This window comes from Pseudoxanthomonas japonensis, assembly GCF_010093445.1.
Taxonomy (GTDB): Bacteria; Pseudomonadota; Gammaproteobacteria; order Xanthomonadales; family Xanthomonadaceae; genus Pseudoxanthomonas_A; species Pseudoxanthomonas_A japonensis.
On record NZ_PDWW01000002.1, the window covers coordinates 257,069 to 283,866 of the forward strand.

Genomic DNA, 26,798 nt, shown 5'->3' on the forward strand with positions numbered 1-26,798 from the left:
GTGCTCACGGCGCCTGCGGCGCTTCGATGCGCCAGACCTTGCCGTCGTCCTCGTCGGTGAGGACATAGACGCTGCCGTCGGCCGCCACGCGCACATCGCGTACGCGTTCGCCGATCTCGTTGAGCAGGCGTTCTTCGCCGACGATCCTGTCGCCGTCCAGGGTCAGGCGGATCAGGTTGCGCTCGGCCAGCGCGCCGAGGAACAGGCTGTCGTTCCAGGGGCTGTCTGCCTTGCCGGTGAGGAAGGCCATGCCGGAGACGCCGGGCGACTTCTCCCACAGGTGGTAGGGCTGTTCCATCCCGTCCTTGGCCTTGCCTTCCGCTTCCGGGATCGGTTGGCCCGAGTAGTTGATGCCGTAGGTGATGATCGGCCAGCCGTAGTTCTTGCCGGCTTCCGGCAGGTTGATCTCGTCGCCGCCGCGCGGTCCGTGCTCGCTCTGCCAGATCTTGCCGGTGCGGGGATCGCGCGCCATGCCCTGCATGTTGCGGTGGCCGTAGCTGTAGATCTCGGGGCGCGCGTCGGCGCGGCCAACGAACGGGTTGTCCTGCGGCACGCTGCCGTCCAGGTTCAGGCGCACCAGCTTGCCCTGCAGCTTGCCGAGGTCCTGCGCGGTCGGACGCTGGTTGCGCTCGCCCTGGCTGATGAAGACATGGCCTGCATCGTCGAACACGATGCGCGAACCGAAGTGGTTGGGGCCTTCAAGCTTGGGTTCCTGCCGGTAGATGACCTTGACGTCCGCCAGCGTGTCGCCGGACAGCGTGCCGTAGGCGACAGCCGTGCCGGCCGTGCCGTTGTCGCCGGGCTCGGCGTAACTCAGGTAGATGCGACGGCTGCTGGCGAAATCCGGTGCCAGCACGACGTCGAGCAGGCCGCCCTGGCCGGCGGCCCACACCTTGGGCACGCCGGCGATGGGCGCGGACACCGCGCCATCGGCGCCGACGCGGCGCAGTTGTCCGCTGCGCTCGGTGACCAGCATGGCGCCGTCGGGCAGGAACGCGAGGCTCCACGGATGGTCCAGCCCGCTCGCCACGCGGGTCACGCGGATCTGGCCCTTGGCGCTGGCCAGTGTCTGCGAAGGCTGGCTGGCTGGTGCGGCTTGCGCAGCGGCCGGCGCAGCGCCTTTCGCAGCATCGCCGCTGGCGGAGGAATCGCAGGCGGCCAACGGCAGCGCGAGGAGGAGGGCGGTGGCGAGTCGGTGGTGGGCGTTGCGCAACGTCGTGTCTCCTGTGGGGGAAAGATCAGCGGTAACCCGCGGCCTGCAGTTCGAACAGTTCGGCGTAACGGCCTCCGGCGGCCATCAGTTGTTCGTGCGTGCCACTGGCTTCCAGGCGGCCCTGGTCGAGGACCAGGATGCGGTCGGCCATGCGGACGCTGGAGAAGCGGTGCGAGATCAGCACCGCGGTCCGATTGTCCGACAATTCCTTGAAGCGTTGGAAGACCTCGAACTCCGAACGCGCATCCAGCGCCGCGGTCGGTTCATCCAGGATCATCACCTGCGCGTCGCGCATGTAGGCGCGCGCGATGGCGATCTTCTGCCACTGGCCGCCGGACAGGTCGACGCTGTTCTTGAACCGGCGGCCGACCAGCTGGTCGTAGCCACGCGGCAGGCCGGCGATGACCTCGTCGGCCATCGCGCGCGCGGCGGCGGCGCGTACGCGTGCCTGGTCGTCCATCGCCTCGATGCGGCCCACGCCGATGTTCTCGCCGGCGGTGAGGTGGTAGCGCACGAAGTCCTGGAAGATCACGCCGATGTTGGCGCGCAGGTCGTCGAGGTCGTACTCGCGCAGGTCGCGCCCGTCCAGCAGGATGCGGCCTTCGTCCGGGTCGTACAGGCGCGCGAGCAGTTTGACCAGCGTGGTCTTGCCGGCGCCGTTCTCGCCCACCAGCGCCAGCACTTCGCCGGCCTGCAGTTCGAAGTCGAGATGGCGCACGGCCCAACGTTCCGCATCCGGATAGCGGAAGCCGACATTTTCGAAGACGAAGCCCTGCGTGATCGGCCGCGGGATCGGCACGGCATCGGCGGGCGAGGTGATCTCCGCTTCGATCTCGAAGAACGAGAACAGGTCGTCCAGGTACAGCGCCTGGCCGGCCACCTGCGAGAAGCCGATCAGCAGGCCTTCCAGCAACTGGCGCAGGCGCAGGAAGCTGCCGGCAAGGAAGGTCAGGTCGCCGATGCTGAAGTCGCCACGCACCGTGCGCCAGGCGATATAGCCGTAGGCCACGTAGTAACCCAGCGTGCCGAGCGCGGCGAGTACCGTGCCCCACAGTGCACGCCGGCGCGCCAGGGCACGGTTGGCAAGGAAGAACTTGTCCGCCAGCGCGCGGTAGCGTTCGATCAGGAAACGGTGGAGGTTGAAGATCTTCACCTCCTTCGCCGTTTCCACGCTGGCGCCCATCTGGCGCAGGTACTCCAGCTGGCGCCGTTCGGGCGTCCACTGGAAGTTGAGCGAATAGCCCAGCGCATTGAAGTGCGCTTCGCCGACGAAGGCCGGGATCAGCGCGATCGCCAGCAGCGCGATCAGCCAGGGTGCATAGACCAGCAGGCCGGCGGCGAAGGCGACCACGGTGATCGCATCCTGTACCTGGCCGAACAGCTGGCTCATCAGGTTCATGCGTCCCATCGTCTGGCGGCGCGCGCGGTCGAGCTTGTCCTGCAGGTCGGGGTCTTCGAAATCCTCCAGGTCCAGCGTCGCCGCGTGTTCCATGAGCCGCACGCTGGTCGCGTTGGTGAACAGCTCCGACAGCAGGGCGTCGGCGTAGCTCACCAGCCGGCCAAGCAGGTCGGAACCGATGGCCAGTGCGAACTCCAGCGCCAGCAGCGTCGCCAGCGTGTCGAGCTGCCCGCTGCGCCACGCGTCGACCAGCGAACCGAAGTCCAGGCCCAGCCCGACCAGCCGGATGGCCTCGTCGATGATCAGCTTGGCGATGTACAGCGTCACCACCGGCACGAACGCGCGCAGCAGGCGCAGGCCCAGGCTGGCGAGGGTCAGTACACGGCTGGTCTGCCAGATCTGGCGCAGGAACGGCCCGAGGTTGCGCATAGCATCGAAGCGCTCGCGCAGGTTGGGCGTGGGGCTGGCGGTGCTGCGCGGAGAGGGCATCGGCGTTGGATTGGCGGCGGCGGTGCCGCGATGCGGGTAATCTAGCCCAACTGACAGGGGGTCAAGATGAAGAAGTTCATCGTCGCCGCGTGCCTGCTGCTGGCGGGCGGGCATGCGGTCGCTATGGAGAAAGTTTCGTACCAGGCGAAGCAACTCGCACAGCAGCAGGGACGAGCGCGTGTTGTGGTGCTGATGGATGAACGTGGTCCTGGCGTCGCAGGCGCATTGCGCAATGCCGTGATCACGAAGGAGCAGCATGTGCGTGGTCGCGCCGATGCGGTGTTGGGATCGCTGCCCGGAAGCGGGTATCGGCTGCACCGCCGTTTTAGCCGGGTGCCGGCCATGGTGATCGAGGCGGACGCCGATACGCTGCGCCGGCTGGAGCGCAACGTGTGGGTGCGCAAGGTGGACATCGACCGTGGCGGCACTGGCGGTGCGGTCGCAGCGGACGAAAGCTCGGTGCTCAATCGCGTCGACCTGTTGCAGGGGGTTGGCCTGGACGGGAGCGGTATCAAAGTCGCCGTCGTCGATACCGGGATCGATACGGATCACGCGGATCTGGTGCCGCGTGTGGTGGCGCAGCAGTGCTTCTGTTCGTCCATCTCCGGCAGTGGTGGATGCTGTCCCAACGGGCAGGCCAGCCAGTCGGGCGCCGGCGCCGCGGAAGACGACCACGGCCATGGCACCAATGTGGCGGGCATCATGGCGGGCGCCGGCAACGTCGCGCCGCGGGGCGCGTTGCCGGCCTCGCAACTGGTCGCCCTCAAGGTCATGGACGGTGACAATGGCTTCTGCTGCATGTCGGACGTCGTGGCTGCGCTGGACTGGATCGCGACGCATCACCCCGATACTGATGTGGTGAATCTCAGCCTGGGATCGTCGGACCTGTTTCCGGGCAGTTGCGATGCTTCGGCGTCCTACCTGACGGCATTGAAGATCTCGGTCGACAACCTGATGTCGCAAGGCACCGTCGTGGTCGCCTCCAGCGGCAACCAGGGCGATCTGCAGCGGATGTCGGCGCCCGCCTGCCTCAGCAACGTCCTGGGCGTCGCGGCGACCTGGGACATGCCGGGCGGTGCGACGACGTTCCTGGGATGCACGGAGACATCGCGCTCCCCCTACCAGCCCACCTGCTTCAGCAACCGCAGTACCACGACCTCGCTGTTCGCGGCCGGCGCGTTCGTCCGTTCCACGGGCGTGAATGGGGGCGTGTCGACGTATGGCGGAACCTCGCAGGCCGCGCCCATGGTTGCCGCCTGCGCGGGCGCCTTGCATCAGGCGGCGCCACGGGCGACCGTCACCCAGCGCATGGACGCCCTGCGCCTGTCCCAGGCGCGCCTCGCCGACCCTGCAACGGGACGCACCTATCCCTTTCTGGACTGCATCGATGCAGCACGCCTGCTGGATCCGGCCCGCTTCCTGGTGCGCGTGAACGGTGCGCAGCCGTTGATTCCGGGGCGTCCCGCGCAGTCATTGCCTGCAGCGGTCATCCCGGTGTTGAAGCCCACCCGCGCGAGCCCGCAACCACGCACGGACGACATTCGCGGCGTGCGGGAGCGCCAGCTGATCCGTTGACAGTTGCGCGCAAGGATGCCGACGGCCGCGACGACGGGTGTCATCGCATTGCAACGGCGGGGCCCAGCGGTTGGATGTCGAGCGACTGGCCCGGCTCGACACGTTCGCCGCCACGCACGATCAGTCGGTCGCCTGCGGCGACGCCGCCGCTGACTTCGACCAGTCCATCCACTTCGGCGCCAGTCTTCACCGGCACGCGCTCGGCCTTGCCGGCAGTGTCCACGCGCATGACGAAGTCGCCCTCGCGGCGCAGGACCACCGCGTCGCGTGGCACCGCGACCACGGTACGCGTTTCCGCGCTGGGCAGGCCCACGTCCACGGCGGTGCCGACCGGAATGTCCAGGCCCTGCACGGCGATGCGCAGCTCCAGCTGGCGCGAGGCTTCGTCCCCCACGGGTACCAGCGCGCTGACGGGATAGGTGGCTTCTTCGCCCGCGCTGCGCACGCGTACGTCGGTGCCGGCGCCCAGGTGCCGGGCGAGGTCAACCGGTGCGCGCACGCGGACTTCCTGCGCGCCGATGTCCACCAGGCGTGCCACCGAGCCGCCGGTGACCAGGTATTCGCCGAGCTGGGTGTGGCGCTCCGCCACGATGCCATCGAACGGCGCACGGATCACCATCTGCGTGCGCTGGTGGCGGGTCTGCGCCAGCTGTGCCAGCACGCGTACGCGTTCCTGCACCAGCACGTCGCGGTCGGCGCGCAACTGCTCGTACTGCGCGCGGGCGATGTTCTGCTGTGCCGCCAGTTGGGCGTAACGCTGCTCCTGCCGGTTGGCGAGCGCCAGCTGGGCCTGGATGCGGGCCAGATCCGCTTGTCCTTCCTGCTCGCGCAGGCGCAGCGCGGTGTCGTCGAGCACCGCCAGCGCGTCGCCCTTGCGCACGCGCTGGCCGATCTCCGACACCTCGACGACGCGACCATCGTGCTCGCCCGCCACGCGGGCGTCACGGCGGCTGATGACGCTGCCCGGCGACCAGTGGCGCGGCGCGAACGCCGTGTTGACCGCGGGCGCCACGCTGACGATGGCAGGCGGCGCGTCCGGCTTCGTGGAAGGTGCGCTGGCATCGGCGTCCCGTTTCACCAGGGGGAGGGCGAGGACGCCGGCCAGCGCGATGGCGATGAGCAGTTTGGGCAGGGAACGCATGGGGATTCTCCGGAGCAGGGGTCAGGAAATGGCGCGGGGAAGGGAGGCATCGGCGCTGTCTTCCGCGCGACGCGGTGCGCGTTCGCCGGCCAGGCGCAGCAGCGCAGGCACCAGCACGACGGTGAACAGCAGGCTCAGCGCGACGCCGCCGACGGACACGGCAGCCAGGCCGCGGTAGATGACGGCGCCGGGCCCGGGGTTGATCGCCATCGGCAATGCGCCCAGTACGCCGGTAAGCGCTGCGATCAGGATCGGGCGCAGCCGCTGGTCCAGCGCCTGCTTCAGCGCGTCGTCCAGCGAAGCCCCGGCGACCTGCGCTTCGCGGGCCTGCGCGACCAGCAGGATGGCGTTGTTGATCACCATGCCCAGCAGCATGATGAAGCCGATCATCGACAGCAGGTCCAGCGTCTGGCCCGCCGCGAGATCCAGCACGCGCAGGCCGGCGACGCCGCCCAGCACCGCCATCGGCAGCGTGGCCATGACGAAGGCGCTGTCGCGCAGCGACTTGAACATCGCCGCCATCAGCATGAACAGCACCACCAGCGCCAGGGCGAAGTTGGTGCCCATGCTGCGCACCACTTCGCCCAGCCGGTCCGCGCTGCCGGAGATGCGGATGGCGGCGTCGGGCGGCAGTGCGTCGCGCAGCGAGGGCACGATCTCGTCGTTGACGATGTCCAGCGCCTCTTCCAGCGACATCGTGGCCGGCGGATCGACGGTGAGCGTCACCGTGCGGCGGCGGTCGATGCGGCGCAGCTGGTTCGGCGCCAGCACCGTGTCAACCTGCGCGAGGGAGGCCAGGCCCAGCACGCCGCCCTGCGGTGTCGCCAGCGGCGCGGCGCCGAGGCGTTCGACATCGTCGCCGCGGTTGCTGCGCAGGATGATGGCCAGGCGGCGGTCGCCGTCGAAATGCTCGCCCAGCCACTGGCCATCGCCGAGCACGCGCACGACGGTCCCGAGTTCCGGACGCCGCCAGCCGACCTCCGCCAGCCGACGGTCGTCGGGCCGGATGCGCAGTTCGGGCGTGCCTGCATCCGCATTCGGCCATGCCTGCACGTTGGCGCCGGCGAACCGCTCGGACAGCCGCTTGCGTCCGGCTTCCGCCGCACGCGTCAGCGCGTCGCCGTCGCCATGCTGCAGGTGGATCGCGATGGCGCGGGCCGAGCCGCCGAAGCTGCCGAACAGCTCGCCTTCGCTGGCGAACGCGCGCGTGTCCGGGAAGCCGACGACGATCTCGTCGCGGACGATGCGTTCCAGTTCGCCGATGTCGTCCGGATCCACCACGCGCGCGCCCAGCGAGCCGCCGCCCGGCCACAGGTTGAGGTACCAGTTGCTGAGCTGCGGGCCCTTCTCGCCGTCCATGTAGGGCCGCATGCGTTCCAGGATGACCGGCGCGATCTCCCGGTTGACGCGTTCCGGGCTCATGCCGGGCGGGAAGTTGAAGAAGGCGTCGACCGCGGCACGCTTCACCGGCGGAAGGTAGTCGATCTGCGGCATCAGCAGCGCCGCCAGCAACGCCGGTGCCAGGACCAGCGCGCCGATCCAGGTCCACTGGCGCCGGCGGCCTTCGGTGACGCGCAGCGCCCAGTCGCTGATGCGCGACCAGGCGCGGTGCTGCGCGGCATCGCCGGGACGCGTGCGCAGCCAGGTGCCGGCGGCGGCAGGCAACACCGTGATGGCGACCAGCAGCGAGATGCCGACGGCGATCGAGATGGTCAGCGCCAGGTCGGCGAACAGCTGGCCTTCCACGTCGTCCATGAAGATCACCGGCAGGAAGACGGCGACCGTGGTCAGCGTGGAGGCCACCAGCGCGCCGCCGACCTGGCGCGTGCCTTCCAGCGCGGCGCGGCCGGCGGGCAGGCCTTCCTCGCGCAGGCGCACGATGTTCTCCGCCACCACCACGGCCGCGTCCATCACCATGCCGACGGCAAAGGCGAGGCCGGCGAGCGAGATGACGTTGAGGCTGCGGCCCGTCAGCTGCAGCACGATGAAGGTGGCCAGCAGCGAGATGGGAATGGCGCAGGCGATCAGCGCCGTGGCGCGGACGTCGCGCAGGAACCACCACAGGCAGCCGATGGCCAGCAGCACGCCGGCCGTCAGGCTGCCGGACAGCAGGCCGAGCGCGCGGTTGATGAAGACCGAGGCGTCGAAGCTCTGCGCGATGTCCAGGCCCAGCGGTTTCAGTTCCTGTTCGCGCACGTCGGCGACGACGCGCTTCACTTCGTCCAGCGTGTCGAGCACGTTGGCGCCGCTCGCGCGCAGGATGCGCAGGCCGATCGCGGGATTGCCGTTCTGGTAGGCGAAGAAGCGCTGCTCCGGCCGCTTCACTTCGACCGCGGCGACATCGCCGAGTCGCACCGGGCGTCCATCACGCCACGCTAGGATCAGGTCGCCCATCGCCTCGGGCGAGTAGCGGCCCGCGAAGCGCAGCACGTACTCGCGGCGGCCGGCTTCGACCACGCCGCCGGAGACATCGGTGGCGCGCGCCGCGACTGCGGCGACATCCGGCACCTGGATGCCGAGCGCGGCGGCACGCTCCAGGTCGAGAGTGATGGTCAGCTCGTCCTCGGCGCCGCCGTTGATCTCGACGCCGGCCACGCCGTCGACGGAGGTCAGGCGCGGGACGATGCGGTCTTCGATCAGCTGCCGGTAGTCGAGGATGTCGCCGCTCGTACCCGGCAGCTTCTGGATGAAGAAGAACGTCAGCGAGTTGTTGGCGTTGTCGGCGCCGGCCTGCACGACGGGCGGCGTGGCATCGCGCGGCAGCGGCTGCAGGCGGTTCATCCGCGACAGCACCTCGACCAGCATCGCGTCCATGTCGCTGCCGACGGCGAAGGTCAGGTTGATGAAGCTGTTGCCGGCGTTGACGTTGGAGGCCATCTCCTCCAGCCCGGGCAATCCCTGCATCACCGCCTCGATGGGCTCGACGATCTCCGATTCCATCTCCTGCGGCGACGCGGCGCGCCAGGACGTCTGGATGGACATCTGCGGCCGTTCGATGTCGGGAAACAGCTGCAAGGGCAGCTTGCCCAGGCTCATCAGGCCGAATGCGCAGACCATCGCCACGACGACCGCGACGGCGGCCGGATTGCGCAGGGAAGCGTCGGTGAGTTTCATCGTGCGGGTCCGCGTGGTGGTCGGCGGTGCGCACGATGCGCGCGTCTTGCTTGTGGGCTATGGCCCGGAAGTCATGCGATGGGTCGGGTTGCGGCGAGCGGTGAAGTGCGCGCGGCGAACGGAGTCCTGACATTCTCGATTACGACCCGCATCCACGAGATCCACGCATCGTCATCCCAGCGAACGCTGGGATCCATTTGCTCCAGCCAGTAGTCGAGATGAAGGAGCAACAACAACATGGGTCCCAGCGTTCGCTGGGACGACGGGGCTATCTGGATTACGCAGCCGGTAGCGGAACGTTTCGCGATACTGCGATCACAGCAGCATCGCCAGCTTGTCGCGATGGCTGCGCGACAGCTTCAGTTCCTGGCCGCAGTCGAGCCGCAGGAAGCTTTCGCCGTTGGTATGCGGACGCATCTCGACGACGCGGCGCGCGTTGACGATGGTGGAGCGGTGGATGCGCGGGAAGCGCTGCGGGTCGAGCTGCTTCTCCAGGTCGCGCATGGTCGCGCGGAGGATCAGGGTGGTGCCGTTCGGTGCATCGCCGTCGGTGTGGATGCACATGTAGTCGCCGGCGGCATCGATCCAGCGGATGCTGTGCAGGTCGACGCGCACGGTGCGGCCGCCATCGCGCACGGCAAGCTTCTCCTCGCGCCGCAGCAGGTCCAATGCGTCTGGTTTGAGCGCTTCGTCCAGGTCCAGCGGTGGACGGCCGCTGAGCTCACCCAGGAGCCCGAGCAGATGCGCGCAATGGCCACTGGCCTCGCGTTGCGCACGCGCCTGGCGTACGCGGACCAGTGCCTGCGTGAGGCGGGATTCTTCCACCGGCTTGAGCAGGTAGTCGGTCGCCGAGGCCTCGAAGGCGCGGATGGCGTAGTGGTCGTAGGCGGTGACGAAGACCACGAGCGGCATTTCGCTGGCGGGGATCGTGCGCAGGGTCTGGAAGCCGTCCATGCCCGGCATCTGCACGTCGAGGAACATCAGGTCCGGGCGATGCTCGCGCAGGCCGGCGATGGCGGCTTCGCCGTCGCCGTACTGGCCGACGATCTCGACGTCCGGATGGGCGGCCAGGCGGATCTCGAGTCCGCGGCGGGCGAGGGGTTCGTCGTCGACCACGATGGCGCGTAGGGGCGCGGATGGGGTGGCATCCATGCGTCAGTCCCCCAGCATCTGCGAGGTCTCGAACGGCAGCCGCAGCGTCACTTCAATGCCGCGTTCGAGGTTGCGCACGGAGAAACCGCTGGCCTCGCCGTACAGCACATGCAGCCGTTCGCGCGTGTTGCGCAGGCCCACGCCCTTGCCCGGCGGCAACTGGTCGCCTTCGAGGGCGCTGCAGCCCGGGCCATCGTCGGTCACCCGCAACACCAGCTGGTCGCCGTCGCGTTCGGCCGCGATCCGTAGCAGGCCTCCGGCGACCTGCTTGGCGACCGCGTACTTGATGGCGTTCTCCACCAGCGGCTGCAGCAGCAGGCTGGGCAGCAGGGCACGCCAGCAGTCTTCGTCGATGGCGGTCTCGATGCGCAGGCGCTCGGCGAAGCGGATCTTCTCGATGTCCAGGTACAGCGTCAGTGCATCCAGTTCCTGCCGCAGGGTGACGCGCTGCATCGGGTCGTTGTCCAGCGAGTGGCGCAGGAACGAGGACAGTCCCTGCACCATGCGGTTGGCGGTGGCGTTGTCGCGGTCCAGGATCAGCGTGGAGATGGCGTTGAGCGTGTTGAACAGGAAGTGCGGATTCAACTGGTAGCGCAGCATCTTCAGCTGCGCCTGGTGGGCCATGCTGCGGGCGGCGAGTGCGCGCGCGGTTTCGTCCTGCAGCTGCTGGTAGTACTTGATGCCCATGTAGGCGCCGACCCAGGCCAGCAGCACGTAGATGTAGCCCAGCGAGTAGGCGATGAATTCCAGCTGCGTGGTCGGCTTGCAGGTCTCGCAGAAGTCGACCAGTACTTCGCGGGTGACGAAATCGATGACGGCCGAACTGGCCAGGATCAGCGGCACCATCAGCGCCAGCAGGCGGCGCGGCGGCAGGCTCCAGCAGCTTTTCAGCACGTAGCGCAGGCCCAGCGTGACCAGCGCGCCCATGGTCGCGGCGGTGGCCGGCACGACCCAGTAGCCGGACGGCTTGCCGTGGGCGACCGCGTACAGGCAGCCCTGCGCGACGTACGCACCCCAGCCGGTCAGGTGCAGCAGCCAGAAGACGTGCTGGCGCGACAGGCTCAGCGGATGGGAGGTGGCGATGGCCATGGTGTCGATCGGGACGCAGGTGGCGCCATGCTACCGCCCCGGCCGCTGGCCGCCCTCACGGTTGGTCGGCCCCGCGGCACGCTTGGGCGCATCCGCCGGTCACGTCAACGGTCCGGGCGGTTCGCCGTCGCCACCGGACTGCAGGGCGACCGGCAGGTGCCAGCCATAGGTCACCGCCATCATGCGCAGCCCGAAGCAGAGCCCCGCGCCGACCAGCGCACAGGGCAATGCCGGGAGCGCCAGCCAGTGGCCCAGTGCCACCACCAGCGCGCCGACCAGCGCCGCGACCGCGTACAGTTCGGCGCGCAGCACCAGCGGTACCTGCGCCAGCAGCACGTCGCGCGCGACGCCGCCGCCAATGCCGGTGAGCATGCCCATTGCCGCCGCCATCGGCGGGGAAATGCCGTATTCCAGTGCCTTCTGCGTACCCGCCACGGCGAACAGCGCAAGCCCCATGGCATCGAACATGCGGACCGGATGATGGAGCTTCTCGATCAGCGGTGCGCGGAAGAAGGTCACGATGCCCGCGGCGAGTGAAGTGACCGGATAGCGCCAGTCGCTGAGCGCCGCCGGCGGCGTGGCACCGATCAGCAGGTCGCGGGTGATGCCGCCGGCGGTGGCCGCGATGAACGACAGCACCAGCACGCCGAAGATGTCCAGACGGCGGCGCACGCCGAGCGTTGCACCGCTGAGCGCGAACACGAACGTGCCGACCAGGTCGAGGATGAGGACGAGGGTATCCATGCCGGCATTGTGCCGCCGGCATGGCGCGCCCGCGAGCGCCGGTCAGGCCAGGATCGGCTGCATGCCTACACCCAGGCGGTTCCAGGCGTTGATGACGGCCACCGCCATGGTCAGTTCGGCGATGCCGTGTTCGTCGAAATGCTCCTTCAGCGCCTCGTAAGTGGCGTCGGCCGGTGCGCCGGAAGGCAGGGTGGTCAGCTGTTCCGCCCACGCCAGCGCGGCACCCTCGCGGGCGTCGAAGAAACGGCTGTCGCGCCAGCCGGCCAGCGTGTGCAGCTTGCGCGGTTCCACGCCGGCCTTGACCAGGGCACTGCTGTGCATGTCCATGCAGTAGGCGCAGCCGTTGATCTGCGAGACGCGCAGGAACACCAGCTCCAGGAATTCCTTGCCCAGCACGCCGTCGTGCACGGCGGTACTGGTGGCATAAAGGCCGCGGAAGGCCTCGGGGACGTGCTTGGGATAGTCGACGCGATGGAACTTCATGCTCATGGCAGGGCCTCAATGGCGGCCACGATGGCCACCTTCGCTACCAGGACGCGCCACCGTCCTGCGCCGTGACACCCAAACCCAATTTGTCCGGATTGGCGAGGGTGAACAGCTCGCTGATCTGTTCGCCATCGCTGATCGCGACCATCACCGCGGTCAATCGGCCATCGCGGTAGCGCAGGATCGCAGGCTCGCCGTTGACGGCCCCCATGCGCCAGGTGATCGCCGGATCCTGCCGGCGATAGGCCGCCCAGAACAGGCGCGCGATGCGCACCGCGCCCAGCAATGGGCGGATGACGGCCGCCACCTTGCCGCCGCCATCGGACACCAGCCGCGCGTCCTCGCGCAGCAGCGCGGCGATCGCGGGCTGATCGCCGCGGCGAGCAGCGTGCATGAAGCGCTCCAGCAGGCGCCGATGGTTTTCAGGTGCCACGTCGAAACGCGGTCGCCCCGCCTGCACGCGTTCGCGGGCGCGATGCACCATCTGCCGGCAGTTGGCCTCGCTCTGACCCAGCAGCGGCGCGATCTGCGCATAGTCGTAGTCGAAGGCCTCCTTCAGCAGGAAGGCGGCGCGTTCCTCCGGGCCCAGTCGCTCCAGCACCGCCAGGAAGGCCAGCGACACCTGTTCGGCGACCTCGGTCGCGTGTTCGGGGGTCGGGGATTCGTCGATCTCGGTGGGTTCGGGCAGCCAGGGACCGATGTAGTGCTCGCGCTGCACGCGCGCCGCGCGCAGGCGGTCGATGCCCAGGCGGGTGGCGGCGGTGACCAGCCAGGCTTCGGCATCGCGGATACCGCTGCGGTCGGTCTGCTGCCAGCGCAGCCAGGTGTCCTGGACGACGTCCTCGGCGTCGCTGCGGCTGCCGAGCAGGCGGTAGGACAGCGCAAACAGGCGGGGACGGTGGGTTTCGAAGGTGGTTTCGGCGTTCATGCGACCAAAGACGGGGCAGGACGGCGTGGCGTGACAGCCGGGCAGGGCGTCACTTTGGCCTAAAATGGCCGCTTCCGCCCGCTACCCCACCGGCAGCCCCCGGCTTTACGTCCCATGACCTCGATCAAGCAAGAAGACCTCATCCAGTCCATCGCCGACGGCCTGCAGTACATCAGCTACTACCACCCGGTCGACTACATCAAGAGCCTCGCCTCCGCGTACGAGCGCGAGGAATCCCCGGCGGCCAAGGACGCCATCGCCCAGATCCTGATCAACTCGCGCATGTGCGCCGAGGGCCATCGCCCGATCTGCCAGGACACCGGCATCGTTACCGTGTTCCTCGAGATCGGCATGGACGTGCGCTGGGAAGACGCCACGATGGGCGTGGAGGACATGGTCCACGAGGGTGTGCGCCGCGCGTACAACCATCCGGACAACAAGCTGCGCGCCAGCGTGCTGGCCGATCCGGCCGGCAAGCGCACCAACACCAAGGACAACACGCCGGGCGTGGTCAACGTGAAGGTCGTGCCGGGCAACACCGTCGACGTCATCGTCGCCGCCAAGGGCGGTGGCTCGGAGGCGAAGTCGAAGTTCGCCATGCTCAACCCGTCCGACTCCATCGTCGACTGGGTGCTGAAGACCGTGCCGACGATGGGCGCCGGCTGGTGCCCGCCGGGCATGCTCGGCATCGGCATCGGCGGTACCGCCGAGAAGGCGATGCTGCTGGCGAAGGAATCGCTGATGGAGCCGATCGACATCACCGAGCTGCAGGCGCGTGGCGCCAGCAACCGCGCCGAGGAACTGCGGCTTGAGTTGTACGAGAAGGTCAATGCGCTCGGCATCGGTGCGCAGGGCTTGGGTGGCCTGACCACGGTGCTCGACATCAAGGTCAAGGATTACCCGACCCACGCGGCCAACCTGCCGGTGGCGATGATTCCGAACTGCGCCGCCACGCGCCACGCGCATTTCACCCTCGACGGCAGCGGCCCGGTGATGCTGGATCCGCCGTCGCTGGAAGACTGGCCGGAACTGACCTACGACGCGTCGAAGGGGCGCCGCGTCGACCTCGATACGCTGACCCAGGCCGATGTCGCCAGTTGGAAGCCGGGCGAAGTGCTGCTGCTCAACGGCAAGCTGCTGACCGGTCGCGACGCCGCGCACAAGCGCATGGTCGACATGCTCAACAAGGGCGAGCCGCTGCCGGTCGACCTGAAGGGGCGCTTCATCTACTACGTCGGGCCGGTCGATCCGGTCCGTGATGAAGTCGTCGGCCCTGCCGGCCCGACCACCGCCACGCGCATGGACAAGTTCACCGAACAGGTGCTGGCGCAGACCGGCCTGCTGGGCATGGTCGGCAAGGCCGAGCGCGGCCCGGCCGCCATCGAGGCGATTCGGAAGCATCAGTCTGCTTATCTGATGGCGGTCGGCGGCGCGGCCTACCTGGTGTCGAAGGCGATCAAGGCGGCGAAGGTCGTCGGCTTCGCCGACCTGGGCATGGAAGCGATCTACGAATTCACCGTGCAGGACATGCCGGTGACCGTGGCCGTCGATTCGCAAGGCACTTCGGTGCACCAGACCGGCCCGAAGGAATGGCAGGCGCGGATCGGGAAGATTCCGGTGGTGGTGGCATAGCGCTGTTCCCTTCTCCCTTCGGGAGAAGAGCCTGCCCCGTACTTGATACGGGGTGCCCGAAGGGCGGATGAGGGTAAGGCGGAGTCAGGATGCTCGAGCCATTCGGACTTTCGTCGCCCCTCACCCCAACCCCTCTCCCGCAGGGAGAGGGGCTTCAACCTCAGAGGCCCATGAATGTCGACAACCCTCTACTACTCCCGCAGTACCGCCAGCCTGGTCGTCCACTGGCTGCTGATCGAGCTGGGTATCCCGCACGAGCTGCATGAGCTGGACTTCGACAAGCGCGACCAGAAGTCGGACGACTACCTGAAGCTCAATCCGGCCGGCGTGGTGCCGACGCTGGTGATGGACGGGCAGGTCATCACCGAGACGGCAGCGATCCTGATGCAGCTGGCCGACACGCATCCGCGTGCCGAACTCGCGCCCGCGGTGGCGACCACCCAGAGGGCGCAGTACTACCGTTGGATGCTGTTCTGTGCGAATACCCTGATGCCGGCGTATCGCGCGTGGTTCTACCCGGACGAGATCGCCGGTGAAGCCAATATCCCGGCTTCGCAGGATCACGCCCGCGCCAAGCTGGAAAAGGCCTGGGGACAGGTCGCCGACCATCTGGAAGCGCACGGCCCGTACCTGCTCGGGCCGCAACGCTCTGCTGCCGATTTCCTGCTGACCATGCTGATGCGCTGGTCACGCAACATGCCGAAATCGACCGATACCTGGCCGGTGCTGCAGGCCTACGCGCAGCGCATGAAGGCGTTGCCGAGCTTCAGGGAAGTCTATGCCCGCGAGGGGCTGACGGACTGGACGTGATCGGACGCCGCTTTCTGTAGGAGCGACGTGAGTCGCGACCGTGGACCCTGAGTGGCATCGGTCCTGGCTTGAATATGGACAATGCCGGATACGCAGCGCGCCAGATGACGCTATCAGCTGCCATGATGTGCGGTCGCGACTTACGTCGCTCCTACAACAGGCGATACCGGTCCCTCAGTCCACGTACTCGTCGAACTTCTTCCCGCCCTGGAACGGCATCAGGTGCTGGCGCAGGATGCCGCGCGGCACCGTCTCCAGCTTCATCACGCCGTACTCCTCCGGCCAGTCTTCCTGCTTCGGCGGCAGTTTGAACGTGCCCATCAGCATGTCCACCAGCGGCAGGTGGATGGCGTAGTTCACGTCCAGGTAGTCCTTGTGCCTCGCGTGATGCCAGTGGTGATAGCGCGGCAGCACCAGCAGGTACTCCAGCCAGCCGAAGCGGACGCCGAGGTTGGCATGCGCCAGCACGGCCTGCAGGCCAACCAGGATCACGTACGCGTTCACCGCCGGTGTCGAGAAGCCGAGAATCAGCAGCGGCAGCAGCACCGCGCTGCGGGTCAGCACGATCTCGACGATATGGATGCGCGAGCCGGCCAGCCAGTCCATCTCGCGGCTGGAGTGATGCACGGCATGGAAGCGCCAGAGCCACGGGATGTTGTGGTACGCGCGATGCAGCAGTGCCTGCGCCAGATCGGCGACGAACACCGCGATCAGGAACTGCGCCCACACCGGCAGCGACTGGATCGCATCCTTCAGCGCCGGAAACGCCGCCAGCCCGGCGATGGTCGACGTGGATGCGGTCACCAGGATCAGGATGAACTGCACCAGCATGTGGCTCATGAAGAAGTAGGTGACGTCGGTGCGCCATCCCGGGCGCAGCGGCGAGATCCGGCGCTTGCCCAGGTAGTGTTCCAGCGGCACGAACACCAGCGCCGAGAAGAACAGCGAGATGACGAACCAGTCCAGGCCCAGCGAATACGGTGTCTTGCCGATCGCGTCGAACTGCACGTTGGTGCCACCCAGCAGCACCGCCAGCGTGGCGCTGCCCACGCCGATCATCGCGATGCGCTTGTTGCGGTCGCGCAGGATGGCCCACGTACCCATCGCGAACGCCGCGGCCAGTCCCACCAGCAGCAGGTGGCGGGCGAACTGTTCGTTGTAGGCCGCGCGGAACTCCTTGCTGGTCAGAAGTTCCGGAAAATGGAAACAGGCCACCGCCATCAGGCTGAGCAGGCCGAGCAGGGCGGATGAGTAGGCGAAGAACGAGCGGCGTTGGCGTGACATGAAGCGTCCTGGCAGGCGGTGCGATTCCTGCGCAGGATCTTACGTCAGGCGAGACGGTTTCCGGCCGCATCGACGACCGCCTCACCGTCTTCCTTGCTGAAGGCGCCACGTTGCGGCTGCGCCAGGATGTCCAGTACGACTTCCGAAGGACGGCACAGCTTCGTGCCCAGCGCCGTGACCACGATCGGCCGGTTGATCAGCACCGGATGCGCCAGCATGGCGTCGATCAGCGCCTCGTCGCCGGCATCGGCGAGGCCGAGCTCCGCATAGGCGTTCTCTTTCGCGCGGACGACATCCCGGACGGGAACGGCCATCGCCTGGATCAGCGCCAGCAGCGTGGTGCGGTCGGGAGGCGTCTTCAGGTACTCGATCACACGGGGTTCGATGCCCGCATTGCGGATCAGGCCCAGTGTGTTGCGCGAGGTGCCGCAGGCCGGGTTGTGGTAGATCGTCACCTCGTCCATCAGTACCAGTCCAGCAGCGAGATACCCAGGCCCACGTACGTGGCCTTGTGGTTGTAGTCGATCAGGCTTTCGCCATAGCCATGGAAGACCTGCACGTGGCCGCGGAAGGCGCGATTGATCGGGAAGCCGTAGTCCACCTGCACGGCGCCGTGCGATTCGTCGCCACCGCGCAGCGAATGCCGGCCCAGCACCGTGAAGACATGGCCATTGCGCGCATAGGTCAGCATCGCGTCGCCGCGGCCGATGTAGTTCTCGATATCGGGGTTGTCGTCGTCGTTGCCGTCCGGAATTCGGTACCACGGCCGCAGCACCAGCGCCCAGTTCTCGCGGTCCAGGCCGACGGTGGCGATGACGCGGTTCCAGCTGCGCGACAGCGGATCGCCGCGGCCGTTGGACTGGTGGTTCAGCGCGATGCCGGTCATGCGGCCCTTCCAGCCCGCGATGCTGTAGTTGTTGCGGAACACCAGCATCACTTCCGGCTCGTAGTTGGTCTCGCGGAACGGGCGCGACTCCTCGCCGTTGTAGACCTGCCAGCGCGAGCTCTGGGTATACGCACCCCAGACGTCGCCATTGTCGCCGAACACGTTTTCCGCGAACTTGGTCTTGAAGCTCAGCTGGAATTTCGCCTCGATATCCTGCAGTTCCTGCGCTTCGGTCACCGTGTTGTCCGGGTTGGGAGACGACGGCATCTCGTTGACCTGGCTGGTCCAGAACGCCGGCAGCAGGTACATGGGCTTGTACGCGCGCAACTGGAACACGCCGAGCTTGGAGTCCTTGGCCAGTTCCCAGCGGCTGTCGAGCAGCGATCCGCGGCCCGCGTTGGCGATCAGGTCGGCTTCGGCCGCCTCGTCGACCCGGAACCAGGCGCCCATCCGCCGCCGGGCGCGCTCGCTCAACGGCAGATCGGCGGCCTTGGCGGCTTCCGCGTCGGCGCGGGCCGCTGCACGCGCCTGCTCGCGAGCCTGCGCCTCGGCCTCCTTGGCTGCGCGTGCCTGTTCGTCGGCGGTCCGCGTGTCGCGGGCACTCCTGCCCAGCGCCTGGTCGTAGCACGCCAGGCGCGCGGCATCGTTCTCCAGCAGGAAGCAGGCTTCGGCCGAGGGAGTGGCCGGCGCGTCCTGCGCCTGCGCGGCGAACGAGAGGGAAACGCCGATGGCCAGCGGCAGGAGTCGGGCGCGATGCGTCATGCGGGGCTCGATGGGAGGGGCGAGTGGGGAGCGGTATTCTGCCAGCCGTGGACGCGAAGGCGCGTCGACATGGCCTCAGAAGATCCAGGCGAACACGAACAGCCCGAGCATCGCGAAGGTCAGGCCCAGCTTCAGCACCACGCCCAGCACGATGCCCAGCCAGGTACCCAGGCCGACCTTGGCGGCCTGCCCGACATCCCGCCCATGCCACAGCTCGCCCGCCAGCGCGCCGATGAAGGGTCCGGCCAGCAGGCCGATGGGCATGAAGAACAGGCCGGCGAACGTACCGATCACCGTGCCCCATAGCGCCTTGCGGCTCGCCCCGACCCGCTGCGCCCCGATCGCGGTGGAGAAGATGTCGGCGGCGAAGGACAGGGCGGTCAGCAGGCCCAGGACGACCAGGGTCACCCAGCCGATCTGCTGGAAATCACCCGCCCACGCCGCCAGCAGCATGCCGGCGAACACCAGCGGCAGGCCGGGCAGGGCGGGCAGGATCACGCCGGCGACGCCCACCAGGATCAGCACCACCGCCAGGGCGTAATAGAGCATCTGGATGTCCAATCAAATCTCCTAGGGAATCAATGGGTTGCCAGGGGCTTGACTTTTCCGTTCAAGTGTTTGCATTTTGCCAAATGCCGGGTTACCGTGCGCTCGCTGCCGTTGCCAAGGTCACCGTGAATCGTGGCCTGATGGGGTAGATCCATGATCCGCTGCATCCTTGTACCTCGCTTCCTCCTTGCAACCAGCCGCCCAGCAGGCGTAACCACCACCCGTTTCAAGGAGCAAGTAGATGTCTGATCGTGAAACCGGAACCGTCAAATGGTTCAACGATGCCAAGGGCTTCGGCTTCATCAGCCGCGAGAATGGTGAAGACGTGTTCGTGCATTTCCGCGCCATCCAGACCCAGGGCTTCAAGAGCCTGAAGGAAGGCCAGAAGGTGAGCTTCACCGTCGTGCAGGGCCAGAAGGGCCTGCAGGCCGACGCCGTGCAGCCGGTCTGATCCGGAAGTCGCCGAACCGCGCTACGGCGCGTGCTCCGCAAGAAAAAGCCCGGCGCTAGCCGGGCTTTTTCTTTGTCCTCGGCAATCAGGGGCGGATCAACGGATCACCACGCGTCCGTTCTGGATGCGGACGTAGGTGTTTTCGCGCACACCCGCGAGATCGTGCTGGTTGATCGTCACCCGGCGGCCATCGTCCATGCGGACGGTGATGTTGTACGTATCGCCGGTGGTGCGGTTCTGGATCGCGTTGCCCGCCGCAGCGCCCGCGACGGCACCGGCGACGGTGGAAACATTCTTGTTGCCTTCGCTGCCACCGGTGCGGTCGGAAATCTGGCGGCCGGCGACCGCGCCCACGATGCCGCCCAAGACCGCGCCCGTGGCGGACGGAGCACTACGACCGGATGGCACCACGTCGATGCGCTCGACGATGCCGCAGTCGGCGCAGTAGCGATTGGCCGGGGCGCTGCCATAGCCGCCGCTGTTGTAACCGCCACCGCTGTAACCCGGCGAGGTGGCGCAACCGGCAAGGGCGACGGTTGCCGTCAGGCCGATGGCGAGCAGTCGGAAATTCATGGGTGCCTCCTGGGGTGGTGGGACCGTCGTGCGTTGCGGTCCCTTCGCGGCGCATGCTCCCTATCCCCGCGTGAACACGATGACAATCGGGCCGCTTTCGCGGCCCGGATGTCAGCAGCGATTCAGTCGTTCGGCACGTGTCAGCCGCGGAAGTCCTGATGGCAGGCCTTGCAGTCGGCACCCACTTTCTCGACCAGCGCGCCAGCCGCGGCGCAGTCGGTCGGAGGTGCGCCCAGGGCCGCGTCGAGGTCTGCGCGGAACTGGCTGGTGTGCGTCCTGAAGCGCTGGTCGTCGGCGATACCGGGGAAGGCCATGTCCAGGTCGTTCGCCATTGCGCGCAGCGTGCGCACATGGGGAATGGTGTCGGTGGCCGCACATCGGTTCTGCTTGACCTTGTCGGCCAGGAGCCCGGAATGCTTGGCCATGACGTGCATGACGCTGTCCGGGAAGGGGTCCTGCCGCGCCTGGATGGCACGCAGTGCCATGACCGTGCAGATGGCGCCCACCACCAGGCCGATTAGGAACAGGAACAGGTAACGCGAGGCGGCGGACGGTTTCTTGGTCTCGGGCTGGCTGGCCATGCGGCGGGCTCCTTGTGGATGACGCCGCGATGGTACGACGCCCGTCACGGTTTGCGCCACGGCTTACACTGGTGACATGAAGAAAGAACTCCGGGACCGGTTCGCCGGCATCGACCGACTGTATGGGGTGGGCGCGGTGGAGCGCCATGCGGCGGCGCGCGTGGCGGTGGTGGGCATGGGCGGCGTCGGCTCGTGGGTGGTGGAGGCGCTCGCGCGCTCGGGTATCGGCCATCTGACGCTGATCGATGCCGATGACATCTGCGTGTCCAACACCAATCGCCAGTTGCCTGCGCTGGACGGGCAGTACGGGCGGAACAAGGCCGAGGCGATGGCCGAGCGCTGCCGCGCGATCAATCCGCTCATCGAGGTCGAGGCGGTGCCGCAGTTCCTCACGTCGAGCAACATGGCGGATCTCCTGGATCGGAGGTTCGATCTGGTGCTCGATGCCTGCGACAGCTTCCGGGTCAAGGTGGAAATGATCGCCTGGTGCCGCCGGCGCAAGCTGCCGATCGTGGTGTCGGGCTCGGCGGGCGGGCGTACCGATCCCACCCAGATCCGGCTGCGCGACCTGTCGCGCACGGAGCACGACGCATTGCTCGCGCTCGTGCGCAAGAAGCTCCGCGCCGAATTCAACTTCCCGAAGAACAAGGACCGCTACTTCAGCGTCCAGGCCGTCTATTCGCTGGAAAACGTCAGGTATCCGCAGGCCGATGGCAGCGTCTGTGGCCTGCGTCCGCAGTTGGGCGCGGATGCCGCGCTGAAACTGGACTGTGGGGTTGGCCTGGGGGCCGCCACCCACATCACCGGCGCCTTCGCATTCGCGATGGTGGGCAAGGCGCTGGAACTGCTGGCCAAGCCAGCCAAAACAAGCGTCAGTCGGACGTCAGCCTGAAAAGGCGCTCGGCGTTGCGCGTCGTCGCCGCGGCGATCTCGTCCGGTGACTGGCCGCGAAGTTCCGCGATCACGTCACGGACGGCCGGGAGCCGTGATGGCTCGTTGCGTTGCCCACGGATGCCCGCGTCAGGCTGGTCCGGTGCGTCGGTTTCCAGCAGCAGGAAATCAAGCGGCATGGTGCGAGCGAGCGAGCGCAGGCGGTTCGCGCGTTCATACGTGACCGGTCCGCCCAGGCCGATCAGGAAGCCCGACTGCCAAAGCTGACGTGCCTGCTCGGGGCTGCCCGAAAAACTGTGCACCACGCCGCGCAGGCGTCCGACGCGCCTGATCGATGCGATGACCGCGTCCACCGCGCGTCGCGCGTGCACGATCAACGGCAGGTCGAACTCACGCGCCAAGTGAAGTTGTCCGTCGAAATAGCGCTGCTGCTCGTCGCGGTCCAGCCCCTCGACGAAGAAGTCCAGCCCGCATTCGCCGACCGCCACGGGCCGCTCGCGCTCGATCCAGTCGCGCAGGGCGTCCAGATGCTCGGGCCGGTGCTCTGCCAGGTACATCGGGTGCAAGCCGTAAGCCGGAAACAACCCTGCCGCCGATGCGCAGACATCGCGCAGCTTGGGCCATGTGGAGGCTGCCACGGCCGGGACGACCTGACGCGTCACGCCGGCAGCGCGTGCCCGAGCCAATGCGGCCTCGCGATCCGCGTCGAACTCGGGCGCGTCGAAATGGCTGTGGCTGTCGACCAGCATGTTTCAGCGTTGCGATGGTTCGATGGCGGGCGGCGGTTCCTTGCGTCGCTTCCAGTTGGCCAGCAGCAAGGTGCCCAGGCCAAACAGGATCTCGTCGACGAACGGGAATGGGTCGGGCAGGAAAAGCGTGACCAGGAAGAGCGCTGCCGTGATCTTGAACAAGGTTGGGTAGCGCAGCTTTCTAGCCCACTCGAGCAGGGGCAGGAGTAGCGGATTCGGCATGGCGGAAGCTCGTCAAAGCGGGGGATGGGTGTGACGCTAGCATGATCGGCACGTGGTGGAGTCGTTCATTTTTTGTTGTTTTTCAGCGCCGTTCGCCGGTACTTGGTTCAGGTTCGAGGTGGTGCAATGATCACCACGATGAATCGGGGACCGCCCGACATGGAGGCAGCGATGAAGAGCAATACCACTACGATTCTGGTCGCCGTCGGCGCGCTGCTGGTGGGTGGCGTCGCCACCGCCGCGTTCCTCAAGGGGGGCGACAAGAGCCCTGCCGAGCAAGGGGGGCTGGTGACGGCAGCGGACGGCACGCTGGTCGCGGACGACGTGGCGGCGACGGGCAACGAAATCCCAACGGGCTCGCTGCAATACGCCTCGGTCGTGAAGGCCGATCCGATCACCAGTTCCGAGAAGCTCTACGCGACCGTCATCGGCACCGAGGCGGTACGCGAAACCACCCACACCAGCACGCCGCGTGAGGTCTGCAATGACGTGGTCGTGCAGGAGCGCCTTCCCGAGCGCGACGGCAACGTCGGCGGCACGGTCGCCGGCGCCGTCATCGGCGGCCTGCTGGGCAACCAGGTCGGCGGCGGCAATGGCAAGAAGGCAGCGACCGTGGCTGGCGCGGTGGCCGGTGGCGCCATCGGCAACCAGGTCGACAAGCGCCACGTGGGTGGCCGCGTGGTCAACCGCACCGAGCGCCAGTGCCACACCGAGAATGCGACGTCCGAATCCTCGCGCGTGACCGGCTACAACGTCACCTACCGCAACCCGGACGGCACCACCGGCACCATGCGGATGGACAGCAAGCCGGGTTCGCGGATCGCGATGGGCACCACCGACAAGGTCATCGGTTACGACGTGACCTACCGCTTCGAGGGCCAGGACAAGACCATCCGCCTGGACCAGAAGCCGGGCGACCGCCTGCCGGTGATCGATGGCCAGGTGGTGACGCAGACCGCCAGCGTCGACGCGCCCGGCAAGGGCTGACGCGCCGGCCCCGCAACGGGCCTGCGTTTCAACGTGGCACCCCGCAAAGGCCGGCGTTTCGCCGGCCTTTGCTTTGCGGACTGGCGCTTACCGGTATCAAGGGGCACCGCATACAATGCGATGAATGACTCCCGCCGGTTGAAGCGCAATGGCCCTGAACCCGTACGACCTGTTCGATGTCCGTTCCCTCCTGAGCGAAGAGGAGCGCGCCGTGCAGGACGCGGTGGCCCGCTTCACCGACGAGCGCGTGCGCCCGATCATCGGCGACGCCTTCGACCAGGGCCGCTTTCCGAAGGAACTGGTGCCCGAGATCGCCGAGCTGGGCCTGCTCGGCTCGTCGCTGCCGGAGAAATACGGCTGCGCCGGCCTCAACGCGGTCAGCTACGGCCTGATCTGCCAGGAGCTGGAGCGCGGCGACAGCGGCATCCGCAGCTTCGTCAGCGTGCAGTCCTCGCTGTGCATGTACCCCATCTACGCCTACGGCAGTGAAGAGCAGCGCGCACGTTGGCTGCCCGACATGGCGGCCGGCAAGGTCATCGGCTGTTTCGGCCTGACCGAGCCGCATGGCGGCTCCGATCCGGCCAACATGAAGACCCACGCGCGCCGGGATGGCGATGACTGGGTCATCAACGGCTCCAAGATGTGGATCACCAACGGCAATCTGGCCGACATCGCCATCGTCTGGGCGCAGACCGACGAAGGCATCCAGGGCTTCCTGCTCGAGAAGGGCATGGCCGGGTTCACCGCGCAGGAGATCAAGCACAAGATGAGCCTGCGCGCCTCGGTCACCAGCGCGCTGTTCTTCGACAACGTGCGCGTGCCGGCCAGCAGTCGCCTGCCCAACGTGAAGGGATTGAAGGGCCCGCTGGGCTGCCTGACGCAGGCGCGCTATGGCATCACCTGGGGCCCGATTGGCGCGGCCATCGCCTGCCTGGACGAAGTGCTGGCCTACACGAAGGAGCGCATCCTGTTCGACCGCCCCGTGGCGGCGACCCAGAGCGCGCAGATCAAAATGGCCGAGATGGCCCGCCGCATCACCCTGGCACAGCTGCTGTCGTTGCAGCTGGGTCGCCTGAAGGACGCCGGCACCATGGCGCCGCAGCAGGTATCGCTGGCGAAGTGGAACAACTGCCGCATGGCCATCGACATCGCGCGCGAGTGCCGGGACCTGCTCGGCGGCGCCGGCATCACCACCGAGCACGCCGCGATCCGCCATGCGCTCAATCTGGAATCGGTGATCACCTACGAAGGCACGGAAACCGTGCATCAGCTGGTGATCGGGCGTGAGCTGACGGGCATCAACGCGTTCTGACATCGACCGCTCCCGGAAGCGGGAGCGGATGCGAGGCAAGTCGGGCGTCGTCGCTCGTGTCTGGTCATTCCGATGGGATGGTGCGGTATCGATGGATCTTTCCGGTCTCCAGCTCGAAACCCCACGCCTGCTGCTGCGCCTGCCGCGGCAAGCCGACTACGAATGCTGGGCGACGTTCGCCGCCGATGAAGAAGCCACTCGCTATATCGGCGGCGTGATGGCGCGCTCACCGGCATGGCGCAGCTTGGCAGCCACGCTGGGCAGCTGGCATCTGCAGGGCTTCGGCATGTTCTCGGTGATCGAGAAGGCGAGCGGTCGCTGGGTGGGGCGCGTCGGCCCTTGGCAACCCGAAGGCTGGCCGGGAACGGAAGTGGGCTGGAGCATCGCCCGCGAGGCCTGGGGGAGGGGCTATGCGCCGGAGGCAGCCGCCGCGAGCATCGGTTGGGCGTTCGATCAACTGGGCTGGGGCGAGGTGATCCATACCATCGATCCCGACAATGCCAACTCGAAAACCGTCGCCGCCAAACTGGGTTCGACGTATCAACGGATGGACCGGCTGCCCGAGCCGCATCACGAGAAGCCGGTGGAAGTCTGGGGCCAGACGCGCGCGCAATGGCAGGCGCGCAGGGCCGCGCATCCATGACCGAATCCTCCGCGCTGCACGCAGGCCTGCATGTCGCCTTGCCCGAGCTGGCGCGGACGTTCCGCGATCCCTGGTGGATCATCGGCAGTGCTGCGATGGCGCTGACCGGTGTGCCCGACATCGCGCCGCAGGATATCGACGTGCTGTGCAGTCGCGAAGATGCGCTCCGGTTGCAGGCGGCATGGATGCCGCACGCCGATCTCGCTTATCGCCCGCAGGATGAGGCGCGTTTCCGCTCCACGTTCGCGCGCTTCACGCACCTGTCGATGCCGCTGGAAGTGATGGGCGACCTCGAGGTGATGACGGCGGAGGGTTGGCGTCCGCTGCAGGTGCTGGACGACACCATCGTCGGGTTCGACGCCCATGCCGTCCGCGTGCCGACCTTTGCGGAACAGCAACGCATCTTCACCCTGTTCGGTCGCCCGAAGGACCTGGCCAAGGCCGCGCGCATCGCCGCGTTCCTGGAGGGGCTTCATGTCGCCTGAGTCCGTCACCGTCCACGGCATGTCCACCTCCGGCAACTGCCACAAGGTGCGCCTGCTGCTGGAGCAGTTGGGTCGTCCCTACGCATGGATCGAGGTCGACAGCGCGAATGGCGCGACGCGCACGCCGGCGTACCTGGCGAAGAACCTCAACGGCAAGGTGCCGATGCTCGAGCGCGCCGGTGGCGGCGTCCTCGTCGAGTCCGACGCGATCCTGTGCTGGCTGGCGGAAGGGACGCCGATGCTGCCCGCCGACACCTGGCAACGGGCGCAGGCCTTGAGCTGGCTGTTCTTCGAGCAGTACAGCCACGAGCCGTACATCGCGGTCGCGCGCTTCATCCGTGGCTGGACACCCGTGGATTCTCCGCGCAGAGCCGACCTGCCGCGCCTGATCGAGCGCGGAGGACAGGCGCTGTCCGTCATGGAGAAGCACCTGCAGCGCGCGGCGTGGTTCACCGGCGACACCTATGGCGTCGCCGATATCGCGCTGTTCGCCTACACCCATTGTGCGGAGGACGGGGGTTTCGACCTGTCCGCCTATCCGCGCATCACCGACTGGCTGGCGCGCGTACGCGCCACGCCGGGTTTCGTTCCCATGCCGGGCGTGAGCGACGAGGTCGCGGCGCGCCTGGCGTTTTCCCGAGCCTGAGCGAC

At 67.6% G+C, this 26,798-nt stretch carries 27 protein-coding genes; 10 read left to right on the top strand and 17 right to left on the bottom strand.

Features of this window, described 5'->3' with window-relative positions; all coding sequences use genetic code 11:
- Nucleotides 1-4: 4 nt before the first annotated feature.
- Entirely contained in the window at nt 5-1,213 is a 1,209-nt protein-coding gene (locus tag CSC78_RS03110) for a PQQ-dependent sugar dehydrogenase (protein WP_238391143.1), read from the bottom strand.
- Between the two features lie 25 nt (nt 1,214-1,238).
- Nucleotides 1,239-3,101 carry an ABC transporter ATP-binding protein gene (locus CSC78_RS03115; RefSeq protein WP_202924108.1) on the bottom strand — a complete coding sequence of 621 codons (1,863 nt, stop codon included), beginning with the start codon at nt 3,099-3,101 and terminating at the stop codon, nt 1,239-1,241.
- 66 nt (nt 3,102-3,167) lie between these two features.
- Between CSC78_RS03115 and CSC78_RS03120 the strand changes: the two genes are divergently transcribed.
- Nucleotides 3,168-4,676: a S8 family peptidase gene (locus tag CSC78_RS03120; protein ID WP_162336431.1), complete on the top strand. Its 1,509-nt coding sequence runs from the start codon at nt 3,168-3,170 to the stop codon at nt 4,674-4,676.
- Between the two features lie 40 nt (nt 4,677-4,716).
- Here CSC78_RS03120 and CSC78_RS03125 read toward each other — a convergent pair whose 3' ends face one another.
- The 7 genes from CSC78_RS03125 to CSC78_RS03155 all read right to left on the bottom strand — a co-directional run bounded on the left by CSC78_RS03125 (nt 4,717) and on the right by CSC78_RS03155 (nt 13,330).
- The gene (locus tag CSC78_RS03125) at nt 4,717-5,817 is read right to left on the bottom strand and encodes an efflux RND transporter periplasmic adaptor subunit (protein WP_162336432.1); all 1,101 of its coding nucleotides are present in this window, start codon (nt 5,815-5,817) and stop codon (nt 4,717-4,719) included.
- Between the two features lie 21 nt (nt 5,818-5,838).
- A complete protein-coding gene (locus CSC78_RS03130; RefSeq protein WP_162336433.1) occupies nt 5,839-8,931 on the bottom strand; it encodes an efflux RND transporter permease subunit in 3,093 nt (1,030 codons plus the stop codon).
- A gap of 315 nt (nt 8,932-9,246) precedes the next feature.
- Nucleotides 9,247-10,083, bottom strand: a complete 837-nt coding sequence (locus tag CSC78_RS03135) for a LytR/AlgR family response regulator transcription factor (RefSeq protein WP_162336434.1) — start codon at nt 10,081-10,083, stop codon at nt 9,247-9,249.
- A 3-nt stretch (nt 10,084-10,086) separates the two neighbouring features.
- Nucleotides 10,087-11,172 (bottom strand): sensor histidine kinase, encoded by a 1,086-nt coding sequence (locus tag CSC78_RS03140; RefSeq protein ID WP_162336435.1) that lies wholly within the window; start codon nt 11,170-11,172, stop codon nt 10,087-10,089.
- Nucleotides 11,173-11,271: 99 nt separating this feature from the next.
- On the bottom strand, nt 11,272-11,916 hold the full coding sequence (locus tag CSC78_RS03145; RefSeq protein ID WP_162336436.1) for a trimeric intracellular cation channel family protein: 645 nt from the start codon (nt 11,914-11,916) through the stop codon (nt 11,272-11,274).
- A gap of 42 nt (nt 11,917-11,958) precedes the next feature.
- Nucleotides 11,959-12,399: a carboxymuconolactone decarboxylase family protein gene (locus tag CSC78_RS03150; RefSeq protein ID WP_162336492.1), complete on the bottom strand. Its 441-nt coding sequence runs from the start codon at nt 12,397-12,399 to the stop codon at nt 11,959-11,961.
- A 43-nt stretch (nt 12,400-12,442) separates the two neighbouring features.
- Complete coding sequence (locus CSC78_RS03155; RefSeq protein WP_162336437.1) at nt 12,443-13,330, bottom strand: RNA polymerase sigma-70 factor; 888 nt, start codon at nt 13,328-13,330, stop codon at nt 12,443-12,445.
- A 114-nt stretch (nt 13,331-13,444) separates the two neighbouring features.
- On the opposite strand from CSC78_RS03155, the gene CSC78_RS03160 reads away from it, so the two are divergent.
- Together CSC78_RS03160 and CSC78_RS03165 are read left to right on the top strand one after the other, a co-directional pair.
- The gene (locus tag CSC78_RS03160; protein ID WP_162336438.1) at nt 13,445-14,962 is read left to right on the top strand and encodes a fumarate hydratase; all 1,518 of its coding nucleotides are present in this window, start codon (nt 13,445-13,447) and stop codon (nt 14,960-14,962) included.
- 174 nt (nt 14,963-15,136) lie between these two features.
- On the top strand, nt 15,137-15,772 hold the full coding sequence (locus CSC78_RS03165; RefSeq protein WP_162336439.1) for a glutathione S-transferase family protein: 636 nt from the start codon (nt 15,137-15,139) through the stop codon (nt 15,770-15,772).
- Nucleotides 15,773-15,946: 174 nt separating this feature from the next.
- Here CSC78_RS03165 and CSC78_RS03170 read toward each other — a convergent pair whose 3' ends face one another.
- From CSC78_RS03170 to CSC78_RS03185, 4 genes are all read right to left on the bottom strand, one after another.
- Nucleotides 15,947-17,056 (bottom strand): sterol desaturase family protein, encoded by a 1,110-nt coding sequence (locus CSC78_RS03170; protein WP_162336440.1) that lies wholly within the window; start codon nt 17,054-17,056, stop codon nt 15,947-15,949.
- A gap of 44 nt (nt 17,057-17,100) precedes the next feature.
- Entirely contained in the window at nt 17,101-17,520 is a 420-nt protein-coding gene (gene arsC, locus CSC78_RS03175) for an arsenate reductase (glutaredoxin) (protein ID WP_162336441.1), read from the bottom strand.
- Entirely contained in the window at nt 17,520-18,704 is a 1,185-nt protein-coding gene (locus CSC78_RS03180) for a phospholipase A (protein ID WP_162336442.1), read from the bottom strand. Before CSC78_RS03180 ends, arsC begins: the two co-directional genes overlap by 1 nt.
- Nucleotides 18,705-18,779: 75 nt before the next feature.
- A complete protein-coding gene (locus CSC78_RS03185) occupies nt 18,780-19,265 on the bottom strand; it encodes a DUF456 domain-containing protein (protein WP_162336443.1) in 486 nt (161 codons plus the stop codon).
- A gap of 229 nt (nt 19,266-19,494) precedes the next feature.
- On the opposite strand from CSC78_RS03185, the gene CSC78_RS03190 reads away from it, so the two are divergent.
- Nucleotides 19,495-19,704, top strand: a complete 210-nt coding sequence (locus tag CSC78_RS03190; protein ID WP_055944114.1) for a cold-shock protein — start codon at nt 19,495-19,497, stop codon at nt 19,702-19,704.
- A 96-nt stretch (nt 19,705-19,800) separates the two neighbouring features.
- Here CSC78_RS03190 and CSC78_RS03195 read toward each other — a convergent pair whose 3' ends face one another.
- Nucleotides 19,801-20,277, bottom strand: a complete 477-nt coding sequence (locus CSC78_RS03195) for a glycine zipper 2TM domain-containing protein (RefSeq protein WP_162336444.1) — start codon at nt 20,275-20,277, stop codon at nt 19,801-19,803.
- Between the two features lie 140 nt (nt 20,278-20,417).
- Nucleotides 20,418-20,858, bottom strand: coding sequence for a cytochrome c (locus CSC78_RS03200; RefSeq protein WP_162336445.1), 441 nt, complete (start codon nt 20,856-20,858; stop codon nt 20,418-20,420).
- A 76-nt stretch (nt 20,859-20,934) separates the two neighbouring features.
- Between CSC78_RS03200 and CSC78_RS03205 the strand changes: the two genes are divergently transcribed.
- Nucleotides 20,935-21,750 carry a tRNA threonylcarbamoyladenosine dehydratase gene (locus CSC78_RS03205; RefSeq protein WP_162336446.1) on the top strand — a complete coding sequence of 272 codons (816 nt, stop codon included), beginning with the start codon at nt 20,935-20,937 and terminating at the stop codon, nt 21,748-21,750.
- Here the strand turns inward: CSC78_RS03205 and CSC78_RS03210 are convergent.
- Both CSC78_RS03210 and CSC78_RS03215 read right to left on the bottom strand, forming a co-directional pair.
- The gene (locus CSC78_RS03210) at nt 21,731-22,498 is read right to left on the bottom strand and encodes a TatD family hydrolase (RefSeq protein ID WP_162336447.1); all 768 of its coding nucleotides are present in this window, start codon (nt 22,496-22,498) and stop codon (nt 21,731-21,733) included. The two genes, CSC78_RS03205 and CSC78_RS03210, sit on opposite strands and share 20 nt — an antisense overlap.
- A gap of 3 nt (nt 22,499-22,501) precedes the next feature.
- Nucleotides 22,502-22,720, bottom strand: coding sequence for a DUF6116 family protein (locus CSC78_RS03215; RefSeq protein WP_162336448.1), 219 nt, complete (start codon nt 22,718-22,720; stop codon nt 22,502-22,504).
- 171 nt (nt 22,721-22,891) lie between these two features.
- Here CSC78_RS03215 and CSC78_RS03220 point away from each other — a divergent pair, with 171 nt between their 5' ends.
- The 5 genes from CSC78_RS03220 to CSC78_RS03240 all read left to right on the top strand — a co-directional run bounded on the left by CSC78_RS03220 (nt 22,892) and on the right by CSC78_RS03240 (nt 26,793).
- Nucleotides 22,892-23,707, top strand: coding sequence for a glycine zipper 2TM domain-containing protein (locus CSC78_RS03220; protein WP_162336449.1), 816 nt, complete (start codon nt 22,892-22,894; stop codon nt 23,705-23,707).
- 148 nt (nt 23,708-23,855) lie between these two features.
- Complete coding sequence (locus tag CSC78_RS03225; protein ID WP_162336450.1) at nt 23,856-25,019, top strand: acyl-CoA dehydrogenase family protein; 1,164 nt, start codon at nt 23,856-23,858, stop codon at nt 25,017-25,019.
- 91 nt (nt 25,020-25,110) lie between these two features.
- On the top strand, nt 25,111-25,662 hold the full coding sequence (locus tag CSC78_RS03230; protein WP_162336451.1) for a GNAT family N-acetyltransferase: 552 nt from the start codon (nt 25,111-25,113) through the stop codon (nt 25,660-25,662).
- Nucleotides 25,659-26,147, top strand: a complete 489-nt coding sequence (locus CSC78_RS03235) for a nucleotidyltransferase family protein (RefSeq protein ID WP_162336452.1) — start codon at nt 25,659-25,661, stop codon at nt 26,145-26,147. Before CSC78_RS03230 ends, CSC78_RS03235 begins: the two co-directional genes overlap by 4 nt.
- Nucleotides 26,137-26,793 (top strand): glutathione S-transferase family protein, encoded by a 657-nt coding sequence (locus tag CSC78_RS03240; RefSeq protein WP_162336453.1) that lies wholly within the window; start codon nt 26,137-26,139, stop codon nt 26,791-26,793. The genes CSC78_RS03235 and CSC78_RS03240 overlap by 11 nt, the downstream gene beginning before the upstream one ends.
- Nucleotides 26,794-26,798: the final 5 nt, after the last annotated feature.